The sequence below is a fragment of the Bdellovibrio sp. ArHS genome, assembly GCF_000786105.1.
Lineage (GTDB): Bacteria > Bdellovibrionota > Bdellovibrionia > Bdellovibrionales > Bdellovibrionaceae > Bdellovibrio.
Map to the genome: position 1 here is coordinate 26,524 of NZ_JTEV01000021.1, position 16,230 is coordinate 42,753.

The 16,230-nt window shown below is 47.7% G+C and carries 17 protein-coding genes; 6 read left to right on the forward strand and 11 right to left on the reverse strand.

Annotated features, from left to right (window positions below):
* Nucleotides 1–13 precede the first annotated feature (13 nt).
* The 3 genes from OM95_RS12085 (at nt 14) to OM95_RS12095 (ending at nt 1,861) form a co-directional block, all read left to right on the forward strand.
* On the forward strand, nt 14–454 hold the full coding sequence (locus OM95_RS12085) for a single-stranded DNA-binding protein (protein ID WP_041874212.1): 441 nt from the start codon (nt 14–16) through the stop codon (nt 452–454).
* A 96-nt stretch (nt 455–550) separates the two neighbouring features.
* Nucleotides 551–943: a hypothetical protein gene (locus OM95_RS12090; protein ID WP_041874215.1), complete on the forward strand. Its 393-nt coding sequence runs from the start codon at nt 551–553 to the stop codon at nt 941–943.
* 9 nt (nt 944–952) lie between these two features.
* Entirely contained in the window at nt 953–1,861 is a 909-nt protein-coding gene (locus OM95_RS12095) for a hypothetical protein (protein ID WP_291516266.1), read from the forward strand.
* Here the strand turns inward: OM95_RS12095 and OM95_RS12100 are convergent.
* The 11 genes from OM95_RS12100 to OM95_RS12150 all read right to left on the reverse strand — a co-directional run bounded on the left by OM95_RS12100 (nt 1,858) and on the right by OM95_RS12150 (nt 14,102).
* On the reverse strand, nt 1,858–4,458 hold the full coding sequence (locus OM95_RS12100; protein ID WP_291516268.1) for an ATP-binding protein: 2,601 nt from the start codon (nt 4,456–4,458) through the stop codon (nt 1,858–1,860). The two genes, OM95_RS12095 and OM95_RS12100, sit on opposite strands and share 4 nt — an antisense overlap.
* A complete protein-coding gene (locus OM95_RS12105) occupies nt 4,445–6,661 on the reverse strand; it encodes a bifunctional (p)ppGpp synthetase/guanosine-3',5'-bis(diphosphate) 3'-pyrophosphohydrolase (protein WP_291516270.1) in 2,217 nt (738 codons plus the stop codon). Before OM95_RS12105 ends, OM95_RS12100 begins: the two co-directional genes overlap by 14 nt.
* Before the next feature lie 141 nt (nt 6,662–6,802).
* Complete coding sequence (gene rpoZ / locus OM95_RS12110; protein WP_041874218.1) at nt 6,803–7,042, reverse strand: DNA-directed RNA polymerase subunit omega; 240 nt, start codon at nt 7,040–7,042, stop codon at nt 6,803–6,805.
* A 50-nt stretch (nt 7,043–7,092) separates the two neighbouring features.
* Complete coding sequence (gene gmk, locus OM95_RS12115) at nt 7,093–7,650, reverse strand: guanylate kinase (RefSeq protein ID WP_041874220.1); 558 nt, start codon at nt 7,648–7,650, stop codon at nt 7,093–7,095.
* Complete coding sequence (locus OM95_RS12120) at nt 7,647–8,525, reverse strand: YicC/YloC family endoribonuclease (protein WP_041874222.1); 879 nt, start codon at nt 8,523–8,525, stop codon at nt 7,647–7,649. The genes gmk and OM95_RS12120 overlap by 4 nt, the downstream gene beginning before the upstream one ends.
* A 7-nt stretch (nt 8,526–8,532) precedes the next feature.
* A complete protein-coding gene (miaA, locus tag OM95_RS12125) occupies nt 8,533–9,492 on the reverse strand; it encodes a tRNA (adenosine(37)-N6)-dimethylallyltransferase MiaA (protein WP_041874224.1) in 960 nt (319 codons plus the stop codon).
* Nucleotides 9,492–11,360 (reverse strand): DNA mismatch repair endonuclease MutL, encoded by a 1,869-nt coding sequence (mutL, locus tag OM95_RS12130; protein WP_041874227.1) that lies wholly within the window; start codon nt 11,358–11,360, stop codon nt 9,492–9,494. The genes miaA and mutL overlap by 1 nt, the downstream gene beginning before the upstream one ends.
* Before the next feature lie 70 nt (nt 11,361–11,430).
* A complete protein-coding gene (locus OM95_RS12135; RefSeq protein ID WP_041874230.1) occupies nt 11,431–12,006 on the reverse strand; it encodes a hypothetical protein in 576 nt (191 codons plus the stop codon).
* 91 nt (nt 12,007–12,097) lie between these two features.
* Entirely contained in the window at nt 12,098–12,883 is a 786-nt protein-coding gene (locus OM95_RS12140; RefSeq protein ID WP_291516272.1) for an SH3 domain-containing protein, read from the reverse strand.
* A 37-nt stretch (nt 12,884–12,920) separates the two neighbouring features.
* Complete coding sequence (locus tag OM95_RS12145; protein WP_041874234.1) at nt 12,921–13,616, reverse strand: polyprenol monophosphomannose synthase; 696 nt, start codon at nt 13,614–13,616, stop codon at nt 12,921–12,923.
* Nucleotides 13,617–13,661: 45 nt separating this feature from the next.
* Nucleotides 13,662–14,102 (reverse strand): hypothetical protein, encoded by a 441-nt coding sequence (locus OM95_RS12150; RefSeq protein ID WP_041874236.1) that lies wholly within the window; start codon nt 14,100–14,102, stop codon nt 13,662–13,664.
* Nucleotides 14,103–14,181: 79 nt separating this feature from the next.
* On the opposite strand from OM95_RS12150, the gene OM95_RS12155 reads away from it, so the two are divergent.
* The 3 genes from OM95_RS12155 to OM95_RS12165 are packed head-to-tail and all read left to right on the forward strand — an operon-like array spanning nt 14,182 to nt 16,128.
* Nucleotides 14,182–14,841 (forward strand): hypothetical protein, encoded by a 660-nt coding sequence (locus OM95_RS12155; RefSeq protein WP_041874239.1) that lies wholly within the window; start codon nt 14,182–14,184, stop codon nt 14,839–14,841.
* A 7-nt stretch (nt 14,842–14,848) separates the two neighbouring features.
* Entirely contained in the window at nt 14,849–15,517 is a 669-nt protein-coding gene (locus OM95_RS12160) for a hypothetical protein (protein ID WP_041874241.1), read from the forward strand.
* A 41-nt stretch (nt 15,518–15,558) separates the two neighbouring features.
* Nucleotides 15,559–16,128, forward strand: a complete 570-nt coding sequence (locus OM95_RS12165; protein WP_041874243.1) for a YIP1 family protein — start codon at nt 15,559–15,561, stop codon at nt 16,126–16,128.
* The last annotated feature ends 102 nt before the right edge of the window (nt 16,129–16,230 follow it).

Below are 16,230 nucleotides of genomic sequence, written 5' to 3' on the forward strand. Positions count from 1 at the left end.
CATTGGAGGGAAAATGTCTGGAGTAAATAAAGTTATTCTTGTAGGTCGTTTAGGTGCTGATCCAGAAGTGAAAGCAATCGGTAGCGGGAGCACTGTAGCTCGCCTGAATATCGCGACAAGCGAATCTTGGGTGAAAGACGGTCAAAGACAAGAGCGTACAGAGTGGCACCGTGTAACAGTATGGGGCAAACTTGCAGAAATCTGCGGCAAGCATCTTTCTAAAGGTCGCCAAGTCTACGTTGAAGGAAAACTGCAAACGCGTCAGTGGGAAGACCAACAAGGTCAAAAACGCTACACGACTGAAATCGTTGCTAGCACAGTTCAATTCTTGGGCTCTGCCGGTGCTGAAGCGGGATCTAGCCGTTCTTCTTCATCTTCAGGCGGTGATGATTATAATTTCCAAGATTTCGGACCAGAACCAAGTTTTGATTCGAATGACGAAATTCCATTCTAGGGAAAATTACTGACGATTCATTAGTCACCAGTCAAAAGCCCCGATCTTGCATCGGGGCTTTTTATTTGGTCTAGCCTCCCCTATAATTAGAGACCTATGAAGTGTGCTTTGTTTTCTGTATTCATGGTTCTCTTTTTAAGCGGCTGTACGATCTATCGTTCAGAGGGCCGCAAACAATTTGAATCCGAAGCCCCCGGCAAAGTTTCTGCCACAGCCAATTTCGAACTGAAGAGCTGCAAAAAAGAAAATCGTTTCGAAACCTGGTTTCATGAAGAATTTCCGTCTTCGCACTACGAAATGGTGGTGATGGGAAATGATCTTGAAGTCTGGCGCACTCATCGCGGCGTCAAGGTGGAAGTCAAAGCCATCCAAAAATCCGACAGCGCTGTCCACTCCTGCATTTATGAATTCGCCAATGACATCGTTTGGAATCTTTATAAAGAATCCTTTATTCGCGAGCTTGAAGACAACGTGATGACACTTGAATAGGAAGCACTGATGTTAAGAACGAAAATCTGGATTCTGCTAGCTATCTTGGTGAGTGGCCCCACTTCTTGGTCTGCCACGATTTCTGCAGTCAAAGGACAAAAGGTTCTTATCAATCTGGACGGCGATAGCGTCCTTGAAGGCGACGAATTCTTTCTGATCAATCCCGCCACCGGCAAACGTTCTGCCATTATTCGCGTGAAACAAGTTAAAGGCGGCAAGGCGTTGGGCGAAGTTCTAAGAGGACGTCCCGGCAGTGGTTATACACTTCAAGCCAAAGCACCATCCAAAATGAGTGCCGAGGTGGCCGCTAATGAAACTCAAGACGACAGTGCTCCCCGTCCCACGAATACAAACCTTTCCCGGGTCCTCAAAGATTCTTATGGAATCGTCGGAGGCTATCTGATGAACTCGATGGACGCGGATGTCAGCTATAAAGACGGTTTCGGTATAACGCAAAAAGCTTCGGTTAAAATGAGCGGTTCTGGATTCGGCGTCGGCGGCTTTTATGACTATGTGTTCAGCCCCTCGTTGGTGGGACGAGGCTTTGCCGCTATAGAGCAATTCAATGTTTCAGGATCCGCTTCTTCGGCGGCCTGCTCTGGGTCGACAAGCTGTGATGCCAAGATCAACTATCTTTCGATGTACGGCATGGCCAAGTGGTATCCTTACATCGGCAAGTACCGTCCCTGGTTGGGCGGCGGCATGGGTTATCTTTTAGCTGTATCAAAATCAAGTACAGCCCTTAACGAATCGCAAATTTCCACAAATTCAGTGTTCACTTTTGCATTTGGAACAGACGTTCAGCTAAGCCGTAAGAACTATGTTCCGGTGAGCTTGGAATACAATATGTTTCCGGCCTCCAGCACCGTCAAAGCCAGTCAGATTTTATTAAAAGCGGGCTGGGCCTGGAATCTCTAGGACGGCTCTTGGGGAAGCCAAATCACAAATCGGGTGCGCGTCGAATTATCGTCTAAATAAAATCGTCCCCCATGCGCCTGGACAATGGCTTGCGAGATGCTAAGTCCCAGTCCCACACCCTTACCGACTTCTTTGGTCGTAAAGAAGGGTTCCATGATTTTTGTGCGCAGATGATAGGGCACGCCAGGGCCGGTATCAGAGACGCTGATTTCAACGCCACCATTGCGAATGACAGCTTCCAGAAAAACTTTTTTTACAGGACTGACCATGACCGCATCCAAAGCATTATTCAAGAGATTCAATAACACCTGTGAAATTTGATAAGGCCGGCCGCGCACCTTCAGCTTCGGTTGAATCTGCGACGTCAGTTCCACGTCCTCTGTTTTAAATTTTTCATGACAAAATGCCAAGGTCTCGTCCACCAGGACTTCGACGGCAATCACTTCCTCATTCGTCATGTCGGTTTCATGCACATAGCTGCGCATGCCCCGAATGATTTTTGCAATTCTTTGGATGACGGATTCAATCGCATCTAATTTCTTTGCGATATCCCCGTCTTGCGCGAGGCCCTTTTGTCCCAAGACCCTGCGAAGAACGCTGACATGGCCATTAATAATAGTTAAGGGATTGTTAATTTCATGGGCAATTCCCGCAGCCATCTCACCCAGGGATGCCAAACGAGAAGACGCCAGGATTTTTTCTTCCTGCTCTTTCAACAATCTTTCTTTTTCCCGCAGCTCCGTGACGTCTTCTAAAATTCCCAGATAACCGCCAATGTCTCCGTTATCTTCAAAAATTTTACTGATTGATAGCACCATCGAATACTTCTTGCCGGTTTTTGAAATGATCGTCCATTCCGTTGCACGATGATATCCGAAGCGAAACATCATCTCGAAGTAATCCACGCCGAACTCGACGCGACGACCGGTTTGCGAAAGCATTTTGTCTTGAAGAACGTCAATTTCATTCTGATCATGAAAAAGGGCCGGTGTGACTTTCCCTTTAAGTTCTTCTGTCGAATATTCCAAAAGCCGCTCGGCTGTGGAATTCATTTCGCGGATCAGACCTTTGTTGTCTACAGACACCATTAAAAGCGGCACACTGTTCATGCTGGCCTGTTTCCACTCAAAGGCTTCTTTGGCGGATTTTTCTGAGTCCCGGGCCCGGGTAAAAAAGCTTAAAGAAATTCCGAGCAGAACGGAAATGCTGACACCGAAAAAAAGTACCAGATTGGGCAAAGAGGAGGTGTTTTCCCGAATCACTTCTGGAAAAGGAATCAATAAAATTTCCCAATCCGCCCCCAGATAGCGGTAACGGGATTTGCTTCTCCAGTCGCGCGCAAAGACGGTGTCCGCTTTGCCACTGGAGTAAACTTCCTTCCCGTCTTCATAAATGGAAAGATGATAACCTTTGATATCAATGACCTTCTCAAAAACCGGTTTCGCCAAAAAAGCCCCGCGAATGGTTCCTTTGAACTGACCCTTGGCAAAGATAGGGGCAAACATCACAAAACCCTTGCCGCCGGTTTTTAGTTCTATGAATTTCGAAAGATAAGCCCGGTATTCGTTTTCGGCGCTTTTCATTCTTTCAACGACTTGGGCGTCTTCTGAAATAGGGGCTTTTAATAACTTCGCGCCCCCACGATCGAGCGGGTACACCCATTGAATGATGTGCTGATTGTCGGCCCAAAGAAGACGGCGCAGACCTTCGAATTCGGTGAAATAACTTTCCGCATCGGCGTACCAAAGCTTTTCGTTGTTATACGCACCATCCGCAAACCGCCGAGCCATGTGCCGCAAAGCTTTTTCAAGGGGGGCAAATACGTTCGTGATATTGGCTTTTATACTTTCCGCCTGAATCTGCACGACACGACGATTGCGATCCTGATCGCGCAAGATTAATAAATGCCAAATCAAAATGGAGGTCAAAATCCCAACGATCAAAACATAAGACGGTACCAAGGTGCGGCGGCGCGCGCCGGAAGATTCTTTGTTTTCCACTCGCAGTTGCCAAAGCATGGCGAAAGAAAGAAGAACGTCCCCCACGGAAGTGTGAATCGCCATGCGTGAAAAGCTGCCCCAGCCGTACTCGGAGTTGAAACCCAATACGTAGCCGAAGATTCCAATTAAAGAAAACCCGATCACCAACGAGGCCACCGTGACCGTGATAATATGCGAAGAAAAATCACGGCGGCGATAGAAGCGGGACAATGAGAGGATCAAAAAGCAAATCGCCGTGCTGATCGCCATCCGTCCTGACGCCGCTAGGCCCTCTTTCATAAACGGTTCGACAAAAAATTTATCGATGCTTACATTTATCCCTGTCAGATATTGAAACAGTGTCAGACCAGATATTAAAAAAACCAACGCCGAGCAGATCTTGGAAATCTTTTGATCTTTTCTTTCAGAAAAAAGAAACCCCAAAGAAAAAATCGCAAAACACAGGGCGGTGTTAAAGACCATCGGGGCAAAATCTTGATGCAGCTTCACGATGGTGTCATTCTTCGTCCACCACCCGATCATGACAGAAACGCCCAGAAGCAATGTCAGAGAGGCGAAAATAAAATGCAGACGATCTGAAATTTTATTGGATGACACGGGTGACACCAATAATACCTTTGATCTTTTGGATCTCGTAGATAGCTTGGTTAACCTGGCTGGCGTCTTTCACGCTGACTTCAAAGTGACACACGGCCTTTTTGTCTTTTGTCGTGCGAATTTGCGCAGACTGAATATTAATACCCTGTTGCGCGAAAGCTTCAGACATCAGTTTCAATAAGCCGGGCGTATCCTGAGAAATAATCTTCAAGCGTACAACGCGCTCTTGACCTTCACCAGCTTGTTTCACATTCCACGTCACATCGACTTTACGAAGCTGGTCGAATTCGAAAGCTTTGCGACAGTCACTGCGGTGAATTGTGATACCGCGACCGCGAGAGATAAAACCCACAATCGGATCGCCAGGGATCGGGTGGCAACATTTGGCGTAGTGAACCAGGACATCGTCCATGCCATCCACACTGATCAGGGAGTTCGTCTTGCGCGTTTTTTGTGTGGCAGCACGCATGACCCGTTCCATGAAGGTCGTATTTTCAGTTTTCGCAGATTCTTTGGCGATGTTGTCCGGGGACAGTCTGTCCACCAAAATGCGCGTTTCCAACTTACCGTACCCGACTGTCACATAAAGCTCGTCGAGGTCGGCGATACCATGATCCTTCAGGTATTGTTCGAAGACCGGGCCTTTCAGATATTTTGCCGCAGCCATGCCGAACTTACGGAACTCTTTTTCCAAAAGTTCTTTACCCAGCATGATGGCGCGACGACGCTGCTCTTCTTTAACAAAGGCGCGGATCTTGGACTTGGCTTTGTTCGTAACTGCAAACTTCAGCCAATCCTTAGACGGCATCTGGGTTTTCGACGTCACGATTTCCACAGTATCCCCGTTTTGCAGCTGATACTTTAAGGGAACCATTTTGCCATTCACACGAGCGCCAACACATTGATTGCCCAGTTCGGTGTGAACCGCGTAAGCAAAGTCAATCGGCGTCGCCCCTTCCGGAAATTCCCGAACGTCCCCGTTGGGGGTAAAAACATAGATCTCTGTTTCAAAAAGATCGGTCTTCACCGTATCCAGAAATTCATCAGAACTGCGCACCTGCTGATGCCAAGTGACCAAATCACGCAGCCAATCCGCCTGCTGCACATCGGAATCATCAATCATTTTGCCGCGCTCTTTGTATTTCCAGTGCGCGGCGATCCCTCGTTCGGCGACCAAGTGCATTTCCTGAGTACGAATTTGAATTTCAATGCGCTCACCACCCGGCCCGACCACTGTGGTGTGCAGGGACTGATAATTATTGGCCTTCGGCATCGCAATGAAGTCTTTGAAACGACCGGGAATGGGTTTCCAAAGGGAATGCACTAATCCCAAAGCGGCATAACATTCTGCCACGCTGTCAACGATCACACGGAAAGCCAGAATATCATAAACCTGATCGTAATCGATGCTGCGAGATTGCATCTTGCGATAGATAGACCACAAGTGCTTCGAACGTCCATAGACTTCAAATTTGAAGCCCGCTTTATTCAGCTCTTTTGAGATCAGGCTTTTCACGTCCTCGATGTAGCGATTCTGCTCGGCCTCGCTCTTTTTGATTTGTTGAACGAGCTGATAATACATGTCCGGTCGATAGTAGCGGAAGCACAGGTCTTCAAGCTCTGTTTTCAAAGAACTGATACCCATCCGCCCCGCTAGAGGACAGTAAATTTCCAAGGTTTCAAGAGCGATACGCTCTTGCTTTTCAAAAGGCATGAAGTTGAGCGTTCGCATATTGTGCAAACGATCGGCAAGCTTCACTAAAACGACGCGCACATCTTTTCCCATGGCGACAATCATCTTGCGAATATTCTCGCCTTGCTTTTCGTGGCTGTTTTTAAACTTCATCTGGCCGATTTTGGTAACACCATCCACAAGGTGCGCGATCACATCGCCAAATTCACGACGGATGTCTTCCAAGGTGGCATGAGTGTCCTCCACCGTATCGTGCAAAAGCCCGGTGGCAATGGTATCTAAATCAAGATGAAGATCGGCCAGGATGGCTGCTACAGACAAGGGATGGGAAATATAAGGTTCACCGCTGCGGCGGATCTGCCCTTCGTGGGCCTTTTCTGAAAAAGAGTATGCCTTTTCAATCACTTTTAAATCGGCATTGGGATAGAAATTCCGAATACGACCTAAAAGATCATCTAAGGTTTTAACGGGTTTTTGGCTGACGCCGGTCTCTTTCAGGGTCTCAAACATACTTGTACAAGCTTACCTGAGTTGCGATACGACTTCCAACTACCTTTTAAATAAGGTCTTGGATTTATTAGGTTTTGAGAGGCCTTAAACGAAAAAAGGAGGCCCCTGCCTCCTTTTTTAACTTCCCTGCGTACAAGGTTCTTATTTATTAAGATCCTTTTCGATTTGACGGATAGCCTCTGTGTTCTCCATCGCCTCTGTGTACCCTACGTTTCCGATGGCCACTTCACGAAGCGCGCTCACAATATATTTATTGCTACGAGTAGATACAGTCGCTTCTGCACCTTTAAGAAGTTGCTTTGCTCTTTTCGCAACCATAAGAACGAGAGCAAATCGGTTAGGGACTTTTTCCAAGCAATCTTCAACGGTTACGCGAGCCATTCTGCCTCCAGGGACGATAAATCGAAAATACTGATCCGGCCAAATTACCGCTAAGCTAGTAATTCTTCAACGATTTTTTTGAATTGAGCGTAGGAATGTTCAAAGACGTCGTTCACGATCTGATAATCGAATTTAGAGGCCTCTCGCAGCTCTTTTTCCGCGTTGGCCATTCTCACTTCGATATCAGCGGGCATCCCACCGTCCCTTTTTGCGATTCTACGACGCAACTCATCAATAGAGGGCGGTAGGATAAAGACGGTCTTGGCATCCGGGAACTTGGCCTTGAAGGTCGCAACGCCCTGAATGTCGATATCCATAATGGCGCACTTCCCCTGCTGCCAAGAGCTCTCGATGCTCTCGTAAGAGGTGCCATAAAAGTTCGTGTGAACTTTCGCCCACTCGACAAAAAAGCCTTGCTCAATTTTCTTCTGGAAATCCTCGGAACCGATAAAGTGATAAGGATGGCCTTCACTTTCGCCCTTGCGCATGGCTCTTGTCGTGAAAGTAATAATGTCGACCAAGCGAGGATCTTCCTGGCTGATCTTTTCGACAAAACTACTTTTTCCAGCACCGCTTGGCGCGGCGACAATAATAAGACGCGTCTTCATTGGACGTTTTGCACCTGTTCTCTAAGTCTTTCAATAAGGGTTTTTGCTTCTACCACGGCTTGAGTGATCTTGGCTACCTGAGACTTGGATCCAATCGTATTCACCTCGCGGAGCAGCTCTTGGGTGTAAAAATCCAACTTCTTACCTTCCGCCTGCTGAGATCCGACGAGTTGACGATAATTTTTAATGTGCTCACTTAAACGCGTGAGTTCCTCATTAATATCGGCCTTTTCCAACTGGATGACGATTTCTTGAGATAAGCGAGTGGGATCGATGTCATTTCCTTTAAGACGAGCACGAATTTTTTGTTCGAATTTTTCTTGAAGCTGATTGTTCGCTTCCTCACGCAACTCACTGATAACTTTGACTTGTTTCTCTAAAGATAGAAGCAACTTTTCCAAATCACGGCGAAGTGCTTTTCCTTCGCGAGCTCTTTCCGCGTTACAAGCTTTGCAGGCTGCCGTGAAAGCTTTTTTAAGTATTTTATCCTCGCCAGCGAACATTTCATAAGACTCTTCCACTTTAATAATCTCGGGAAGTCGCGCCAAGGCCTCAAGATGAACTTGAAAAGGAACGCCTAACTCTTTGGAAAGATGTTTATAGGCCGTCATGTATCGTTTTGCCAAAGCGTCGTTCACCGTCATTTGCGCCTTCGCCGCCGTGTTGCGAACACGACGAGACACGAAGATATCAATCGTGCCGCGCAAAAGGGTCTGACTTAGGATTTTCTTCAGTTCGGACTCTTGCGCGACAAATTCACGCGGGAGGTGAAACCTCGGCTCCAAGAAGCGTCCATTCACCGCACGAATGCTCACTTCCACAGTGACGTCTTTTGTTTGAACTCTGGCGGTGCCGTAACCTGTCATGCTTTTCATAATACCCTCATTCTCCAGCTTTCCCTTTCTTGGGGTCAAAAGGAATCAGGAATTCCTCGACCACGCTTCTTGCCTGGGAAAAACCGTCTTTTCCATCGTACCATTGGATCTCTTTGTCGCGCTGAAACCACGTTCTTTGTCGTTTCGCGAGTTGCCTTGTGTTGGTCGCGATGGACTCAAACAATTGCTCTTTACTAACTTCTTTTTTGAGAAAGACGATCGTTTCTTTATACCCTACGCTGCTTAAAGGAGCCCACGCCTCTAGACCTTCATCGAGAAGCCCTTGAACTTCGTCGATCAACCCCGCCTCTAACATTCTCTTGGTGCGCAGATCGATACGCTCTTTAAGGGCCTCACGATCCCAGGAGGGACCCATCTTTAAAAGAGGGTAAGGAAATTCAGATCGGGACTCAGCAAACTCTTTTTGGATCTGAGTGACACTCTTACCCTGACTGCGAATCAATTCGATAGCTCGCCCCAAGCGATAATGATCAGAAAGATGAATTTTTGCGCCATAAAGGGGATCTTTTTCCAAAAGCTCCTGATGAAGTTTTTGAACTCCCAGCTCAGTTTGCAGTTCCGCAGCCACTTCTTTTTGAATATCCTCAGGCACGGCCAAGACGGGATACATGCCCTTTTCAATAGCCATGAAATAAAACCCCGTGCCGCCCACCACAAAGATGGGAGTCTGTTCTGGAATAGACTCTAAAGTTGCAAAGAAATCGCGGCTGTATTGTCCCGCAGTCATCTCCTGCGGGGGGTTGACGTAATCTAAAAGAAAGTGCGGCACCAATGCCTGTTCTGCCTTTGAAGGTTTTGCAGCACCAATATCCACCTTCTTATAGACCTGCACAGAGTCACAATTCACGATGACGCCGTGAAACTCTTGCGCAAGTCGAAGAGCCCACTCGGACTTCCCGGAGGCCGTGGAACCGACGACAAAAATAACGGGCTTGTTCTTTTTCATCAGACGATGCGACCAAAATCTTTTTCAAGCTTATAAAAAGGATACTCCACACTGACCGGCCGACCATGAGGACAGAAGCTCGATAGAGGGAATTGATCCATATCACGCAGCAGGCTTTTCATCTGCTCCATGCCCAAAGCTTGACCGGCGCGCACCACCGAGTGACATGCCATCGTGGCGCAGATGTCTCCAACCACTCGTTCCAGTGAATAACTACCACCTTGATCCACGATTTCAGTGGCCATTTTATCCAACACATTGCTAAGAATAGATTCTTTAATCATCAAAGGGGCCGCCTTCACACCCACAGTGCCAGGCCCCAGGGATTCGATGTAAACACCCAAGCGCTCAATCTCTTTTGTCAACGTCAACAAGGCTTCCACTTTTTCGGGCGACATATCAATTGCGAGCGGAAACAAGAAGTCTTGAACATCGACTTTTCCACCCTTCCAGGCATTCATCAGTTTTTCGTAGACCACCCGTTCATGGGCCGCATGCTGATCCACGAAAACAATTTTGTCGCGCGCTTGAGTGACGATGTAAGTGAGGTTGGCTTGCCCCAAAACCTCTAACGAAGACCAATAACCGCGCGGAGCTTCGGGTTCGGTCAGCGCTGCGGGACCACTGTTTTCCCTGCCAGCGGCGGCATCCAGCAAAGTTTGATAGGTGACTTTCGGCTCACTCACCGAAGATCCTGGGAAACTAAAATCCTTTTTCTGAAAACTTGTCGCCTGCAAAGAAGAATCCTTAAAGGAAAGATTTTCCTTCGGCATTTCGCCCATCCCCGGCGCCGACGTTGCGAAATTGGGAAGACCCTGGGTCTTTGCATAGTCGGAAGCTGTCACATCCGAAAGGGGCGGCACTGGCTGAGGACGCTGTTGGGCGGGCAACCAAGGCGCCTGTTCTAAAGTTCCTCGCAAAGCTGCGGCCACGGCTCGGAAAGCCAATGAGGGCTCTTGAAATTTCACCTGAGATTTTGTCGGATGAATATTGACGTCGACACAGTCGGGATCTGTTTCAACCCAAACCACGGCAATCGGATACTCCCCATGCATCAGCAAACTGCGATACGCTTCATTCACGGCCGCTTGCAAACTGCGATCCTGAATCCAGCGATTCTGCGCAAACAGCCAGATATTTTTCGCGGTCTTAGCAACATTGTGCGGATCCGCGAAGACCGCATAGGCTCTGACATTTTCGCGAGAAGCTTCACCGACATAAAGCGGTTTGATTTCCAAAATTTGTTCAACCCGATCTTTGCGATTTTTACAGGCCGGCCAGAAACTGACCAACTTGCCGTTTTCCTGAATACGAAACTCGACATCATGATGCGAAAGGGCCATGGCTTTTAAAGTCGTCTTAATCGCCGTGTTTTCCGCAGCGTCGGATTTAAGAAATTTCAGACGAGCCGGCGTGTTGTCGAAAAGATTTTCAATCAAAATCGTTGTTCCTTGCGAACCGCCGACTTTGTCGATGTCTTTTTTACGACCATACTCGGAAATCAACTGATGCGCCTGCTCGTCATCAGGACGACGCGACGTCAGGGTCAACTTGCTAACAGCCGAGATACTGGCCAAAGCTTCACCGCGAAACCCAAAAGTTTTCAACCGCCACAAATCATCTGTTTGTGAAATTTTACTTGTCGCAAAACGCTCTAACGCTTTCGGCAGATCTTCCGGCGCCATGCCTTTTCCGTTGTCGATGACTTTGACAATACGACCGCCATCAAAGAACTCCACGTGCACACGCGTGGCACCCGCGTCGATGCTGTTTTCAACCAGCTCTTTGACTAAATGAGCGGGACGTTCCACCACTTCGCCAGCGGCAATTTGGTCGACTACTTCAGGAGGTAAAACTTGAATGGACATAGGGAGAGAATGTGCATGAGGAGGCCGCTCAAGTCCACCCTGCCGCAGTGCGCATTAGTAAAAAAACCGTTTATTGGGGGCGCTGACATTCTCCCCAGGCCTGGCATTTAAGAAGCTGCATACGAAGCTGTTTTAGCTCGGATAAAGAAAGCTCTAGCTCCGCATCAAAACCTTTTTCAAGTCCACCCATCTGAGACAGGGAGCGGTACGCTGTCGCGGCATCGAACTGTGATACTTTCAGCTGTAGATCTTCCGAGGGGGCAAATTGCATTTGCCGAGGATGTTTCTCTAGATTCCATAAAAACCGCTGGCGTTGAGACTTGGCTTTATCCAAAGCCTGCTCCACATTTTTCCAGCATTTCACTTCGCTGACCAAGACGACTTTTTCAGTTGCGCGGTCAATCACCAGAATATCGAGTTCCCCGAGGGTTTGCCCACCAGTGCTATATTCAACACCCGTTGTGATTAAGAACTGCGCTTCGGGGTATTCTGCGCGATAACGAAGCTTCGCGACCTGCTCACAGATCGCGCCGTCGGGTTCATAGTTCACACCTGATTGTTTTAAGAGTTCGAAATAGGGCTCAAGCTCTGCGGCACCCGAATTGATGACAAAAAGAAATAACACCAGAAACAAGATGGAACGCACTGAAGACCCCTCGTGATGAGATCTCGATTTAACATTCCCGGGATCGACTGCCAGTAAATTTGCAATGCGTTAGCGAAGAACTTTTAAGCGGCTAAAATTCCCAGCCCAAATTCAAACCGAATCCATAGTACTTGGTCCGTTCCCAATAATATTTGGCATCGGTTCGCACCGAGTAACGTCCGAAGCGCCAGGAAAGTCCCAAATCAAAAACCGCCCCCAGAGTCATGTCGTCGGCGGAATAACTGAGGGTTTTGGTTCCGTTGGGAACTTCCAAGGTGAAATGCGAATACCTAAACATCGGTCCAAAACCGTAAAAGAAAATTCCGTTTTTCCCCTGGGGCAACACGGTTTGAAAAAGAAAATCCGCAAGGAAAATAAAACCGTCGCCACCTTTGCCCGTCACCTCGGAATAATATTTGGGAGCGCCGAGATGAAACAAGATGTTTCCTTCGGTATAGATTTCGCCTGTAAAAATCGTATTGAATCCGTTGAATTTCACGCCGTAAAAAGGCAAAAATTCCGAACGTTCCTGACCTAAGGTGTCTTCGGTGAAGTTAATAAAATCCAAAGCGGGACCACGATAACGAGTGGCAAAGAAAGGCTTTCTTTTTTCTTCTTTTTCCTCAACTCGTTTTTTTTCTTCCTTCGGTGCCGCCAATTTATAAACGCCGGGCTTGACGTCCGTGTCAGAGATCCAACCGACCGAGCCGGGCTTAAGACGAATTTTGAAAAACGGACCTTTCTTTCCTGTGGAGATACTATGGACCGCGCCTCTTTTCAAAGTCGCAATCACGGGCGCATCGAAGTCGGCATCTTGATACACCAAGGCTCCGTCTAAAAGGACTGTCGCCTGTTGCGCCTGGCCCCAGGAAATCAAGGGAAGAAAAAATAAAAAAATAAAAGCCCAAGGACTTTTATTTAAAGCGCATAAGCCAAACACGATAGAAGGCCTCAATCACTATTTTCATAGACATTTTACTTTGCCCGACACGGCGGTCTTCAAAAACGATCGGAGATTCAGCACCTTTAAAGCCTTTTTTCAAAGCTTTGTACTTCAATTCAATTTGAAAACTGTAACCATTGGATTCAACGGTGGAAAGGTCAATCGCGTGCAAGACTTCCTTTTTCCACGCATTGAAGCCGCCCGTCCAATCGTTCAAAGGAAATCCAAGGATCAAACGCGCGTAAATGCCACCGCCTCGGGAAATGATTTTACGGATAAGGCCCCAGTTGACCGTGCGTCCACCCTCGACATAGCGAGAACCTACAGCAAAATCGTGGGTTTCAAGTTTCTTCAATAGCGGGCCTAAGTCTTCGGGTCGGTGTGAAAAGTCAGCATCCATTTCCGTGATGGCTTCGAAACCATGATCCATGCCCCAGCGGAAACCGGCAATATAGGCCTTCCCTAACCCCTGTTTTCCCGGACGCGACAGCAAGTGAAGTTGCGGAATATTTTTTTGCATTTCACGAACAATGGCACCGGTTCCATCAGGTGAGTTGTCATCGACGACCAGGATCTCAACGCCTAAATTTTGCGCAAGAACCGCCGGAACGATGGCTTGGATGTTTTCTTTTTCATTGTACGTGGGAATAACAATCAGTGTTTTCATGCCTCTTTAAACTGGCACAAACGCGCCACCAAGGCAATCTTTAGATCAAATGGACCGAGAGACCAAGCGCCCTTTGCCCTTTTCTTGTAGGGCTTTTGCTTTCTCTGCGGGAATTGCGGGCAGATTTAAAGGTCTCGCCAAAAGATACTTAGGATCCTGCTTGCGAATATCCAGTTGGTTGCGCACCTTTTCCGCTGCCGAGGCAGGGTCTTTGGTGTATATCACCGGATCAAATCCACAAGCGCGGCACACCACTGAAAGACGCCAACGAATTTTCACGAAGATCTCTGAAAACGCCAAACAGACAACAAAGGCAATCATCACGCGCGGATCATACTGCTGCCAGATCGCGAACATGATCACCACCGACGCCAAAGCACTTCCCAAAATATTGATCAAGGAAATGCTTTTCTTGCGATAAATGCGCCGAGGCGTTTTGCAGAAAGCGCAGTAGCAATTGTGATGTTGGCGAAAGCTTGGAAACATATATCTAGTTTGCCAATAAAGAGGTCCAGAACGAAAGATGATTTTATGAAAAATGACAAAGCCTTGCTAGAATCAAGGAATGCAAATATCTAAAGCACTCCAATTCGTTTTGATCGCTTTTTCCATCTTTTCAACTGCCACTTTAGTCCAGGCCGCCCCCGGCTCGTCCGACTATGAAGAGGTCAGCTACGACCAACTTTTGGATGAACTTAGCGCGAAAAAGAATGTCATGGCCGCTAAACAGACCAGTTCGTTTGATGAAGTGCGCCTGCATGCCGGTATCGGATACGTGAACACCTTCACGAACATTGCCACACAAAATAAAAACTTCAATCGCCACGCCAGCGGCATTCAACTTTCAATGGGAATGGATTTGTTCTCGCCAAACTGGTACTCCGAAGGGGTGTTTAGAAACTATGGTGTCACCTCTTCTGGCGCCGAAGAACTTTCCCTGAAAGAGTTCGACCTCAAACTTGGTTACACGAATAAGCTTGAGAGCATCTGGAACTATTCTTTGAGTGCAGGTCTTTCCAATCGCTTTCTACGCTTCACCGATGCGACTCGCAATATCGATGTTGATGACACCACTCCTTCATTGGTTATCTCTTCCGGTTTTGCGGCGCAAGTTCACAGAAATCTTTCCCTGGGAGCCGAAATCAGCGCCCGCTCTGCCGTTGTGAATCGTACGGCTGATAAAAACTCCTTTGACTTTGCCTTTCGCCTGACGACGTCCCTATAATGGGGACGTGGATGTTTTAGTTTTTTCATTAAGTCTTTTAGTTTTCATTTTGGGGCTCGCGATTTTTGCAAATCGTGCCCGCGCCCGCCAGGAACTTCCTTTCGAACTGCAACCCAACTGTCTTTTAACCCGCTGGCCTTTGCTTTTTGTGACAGGCCCTCGCTCGTTGTTTTACTTTAGCAAGTATTGGAATATCTATACCGTGTTCCTGGCCGAACATGGTTACGAAGTATTCACTCTGCATCTTCCCTGGAAAAACACCGAACAGCGCCAAGAACGTTTTCGTCATTTTCTAGAACAACAAGAAAAAAGCCAACGTCGCTTCCACTTGGTGGTTGACGCCCCCACCATGGCGGAGTTTTCAGACCTCTTAGCTTCACGCCGCTCCCCCAGCGTGATCAGCATTACCGAGCTTGCCGATCTTGGGGTTGAGGACCCGCGCGTTCTGTCCTTAAAGGCGTATCCCATTCCTAAAGAAGTGCTTGAGTTTCCACATCGCCCGGCTACACCGTTGTTAGAGCTTTCCTATTCTTTGCATCGCCAATCCGCCAAAAATAAGAAACTGCCTTCGTTAAACGTGCTGGGTGCCAACACCAAAACGGCCCTTGAAAACAGCCAGCGTTTGTTGACCCGTGCACAGACATTGGCGGAAATGGACCTCAGGGACTCGCTGTAAATCCCCTTGCTAAAGACCCCAGCTAGTGATGCAATATCGTTATGACAGACTACAGAGACGTTACACCCGGTGCTCACTCCGACAATGCCAAAGAAGTGCTTCGCTACATCGTGAACTATCTTCGTCACCCGATTGAAAAAATCAAGACATTGCCGGATTGGAATTGGGCGACATTGCTTGTCACCCTGGTGGCTCTGTCGATGGCTTCGGGTGTTTTGACCGGGCTTGTGCCTCCGAACTTCTTTCGCTTGATGGGCGGATTCATTATTTCTCCCCTCGTCGGTGTCACGACAACTTTTATCGGGGCTCTTTTTATTTATTACTATTTCCAAGTCTATGAAAAGCGCACCTGCTCTTTACGCAAGATCTTCACCTTGATTCTTTTTGCCAACATTCCCTTCTTTGTTTTTCAGGTTGGTTCCGAAGTCATCCCTCCCATCACTTTGGTGGGCTTTGCCTTCACCGCTCTTTTAATGGCGGTCGGTCTGACTGAAAACTTTCAGATGGATAAGCGCCGCGCCCTTCGCTTAGTCACGATTCTTTTTGCCATTGTTTTTATCATCTGGCTTTGGAATCGCATCGATATTTCACGTTTGGAAAGACTCGGATAAGTTTCCCAAATATCCTAAATTTGAATACAGCCTTGGCGTCTCAATCTTAGATGTAAGCAAGCTAGACCTTTGTCGGTAATTCTTCCCACTCTCTATTGGTCG

Excerpts from the sequence above, each read along its gene's own strand:
- OM95_RS12085 (WP_041874212.1), top strand. The coding sequence starts at position 14 with ATGTCTGGAGTAAATAAAGTTATTCTTGTAGGTCGTTTAGGTGCTGAT.
- OM95_RS12090 (WP_041874215.1), top strand. The coding sequence starts at position 551 with ATGAAGTGTGCTTTGTTTTCTGTATTCATGGTTCTCTTTTTAAGCGGC.
- OM95_RS12095 (WP_291516266.1), top strand. The coding sequence starts at position 953 with ATGTTAAGAACGAAAATCTGGATTCTGCTAGCTATCTTGGTGAGTGGC.
- OM95_RS12105 (WP_291516270.1), bottom strand. The coding sequence starts at position 6,661 with ATGTTTGAGACCCTGAAAGAGACCGGCGTCAGCCAAAAACCCGTTAAA.
- rpoZ (WP_041874218.1), bottom strand. The coding sequence starts at position 7,042 with ATGGCTCGCGTAACCGTTGAAGATTGCTTGGAAAAAGTCCCTAACCGA.
- gmk (WP_041874220.1), bottom strand. The coding sequence starts at position 7,650 with ATGAAGACGCGTCTTATTATTGTCGCCGCGCCAAGCGGTGCTGGAAAA.
- OM95_RS12120 (WP_041874222.1), bottom strand. The coding sequence starts at position 8,525 with ATGAAAAGCATGACAGGTTACGGCACCGCCAGAGTTCAAACAAAAGAC.
- miaA (WP_041874224.1), bottom strand. The coding sequence starts at position 9,492 with ATGAAAAAGAACAAGCCCGTTATTTTTGTCGTCGGTTCCACGGCCTCC.
- mutL (WP_041874227.1), bottom strand. The coding sequence starts at position 11,360 with ATGTCCATTCAAGTTTTACCTCCTGAAGTAGTCGACCAAATTGCCGCT.
- OM95_RS12145 (WP_041874234.1), bottom strand. The coding sequence starts at position 13,616 with ATGAAAACACTGATTGTTATTCCCACGTACAATGAAAAAGAAAACATC.
- OM95_RS12150 (WP_041874236.1), bottom strand. The coding sequence starts at position 14,102 with ATGTTTCCAAGCTTTCGCCAACATCACAATTGCTACTGCGCTTTCTGC.
- OM95_RS12155 (WP_041874239.1), top strand. The coding sequence starts at position 14,182 with ATGCAAATATCTAAAGCACTCCAATTCGTTTTGATCGCTTTTTCCATC.
- OM95_RS12165 (WP_041874243.1), top strand. The coding sequence starts at position 15,559 with ATGACAGACTACAGAGACGTTACACCCGGTGCTCACTCCGACAATGCC.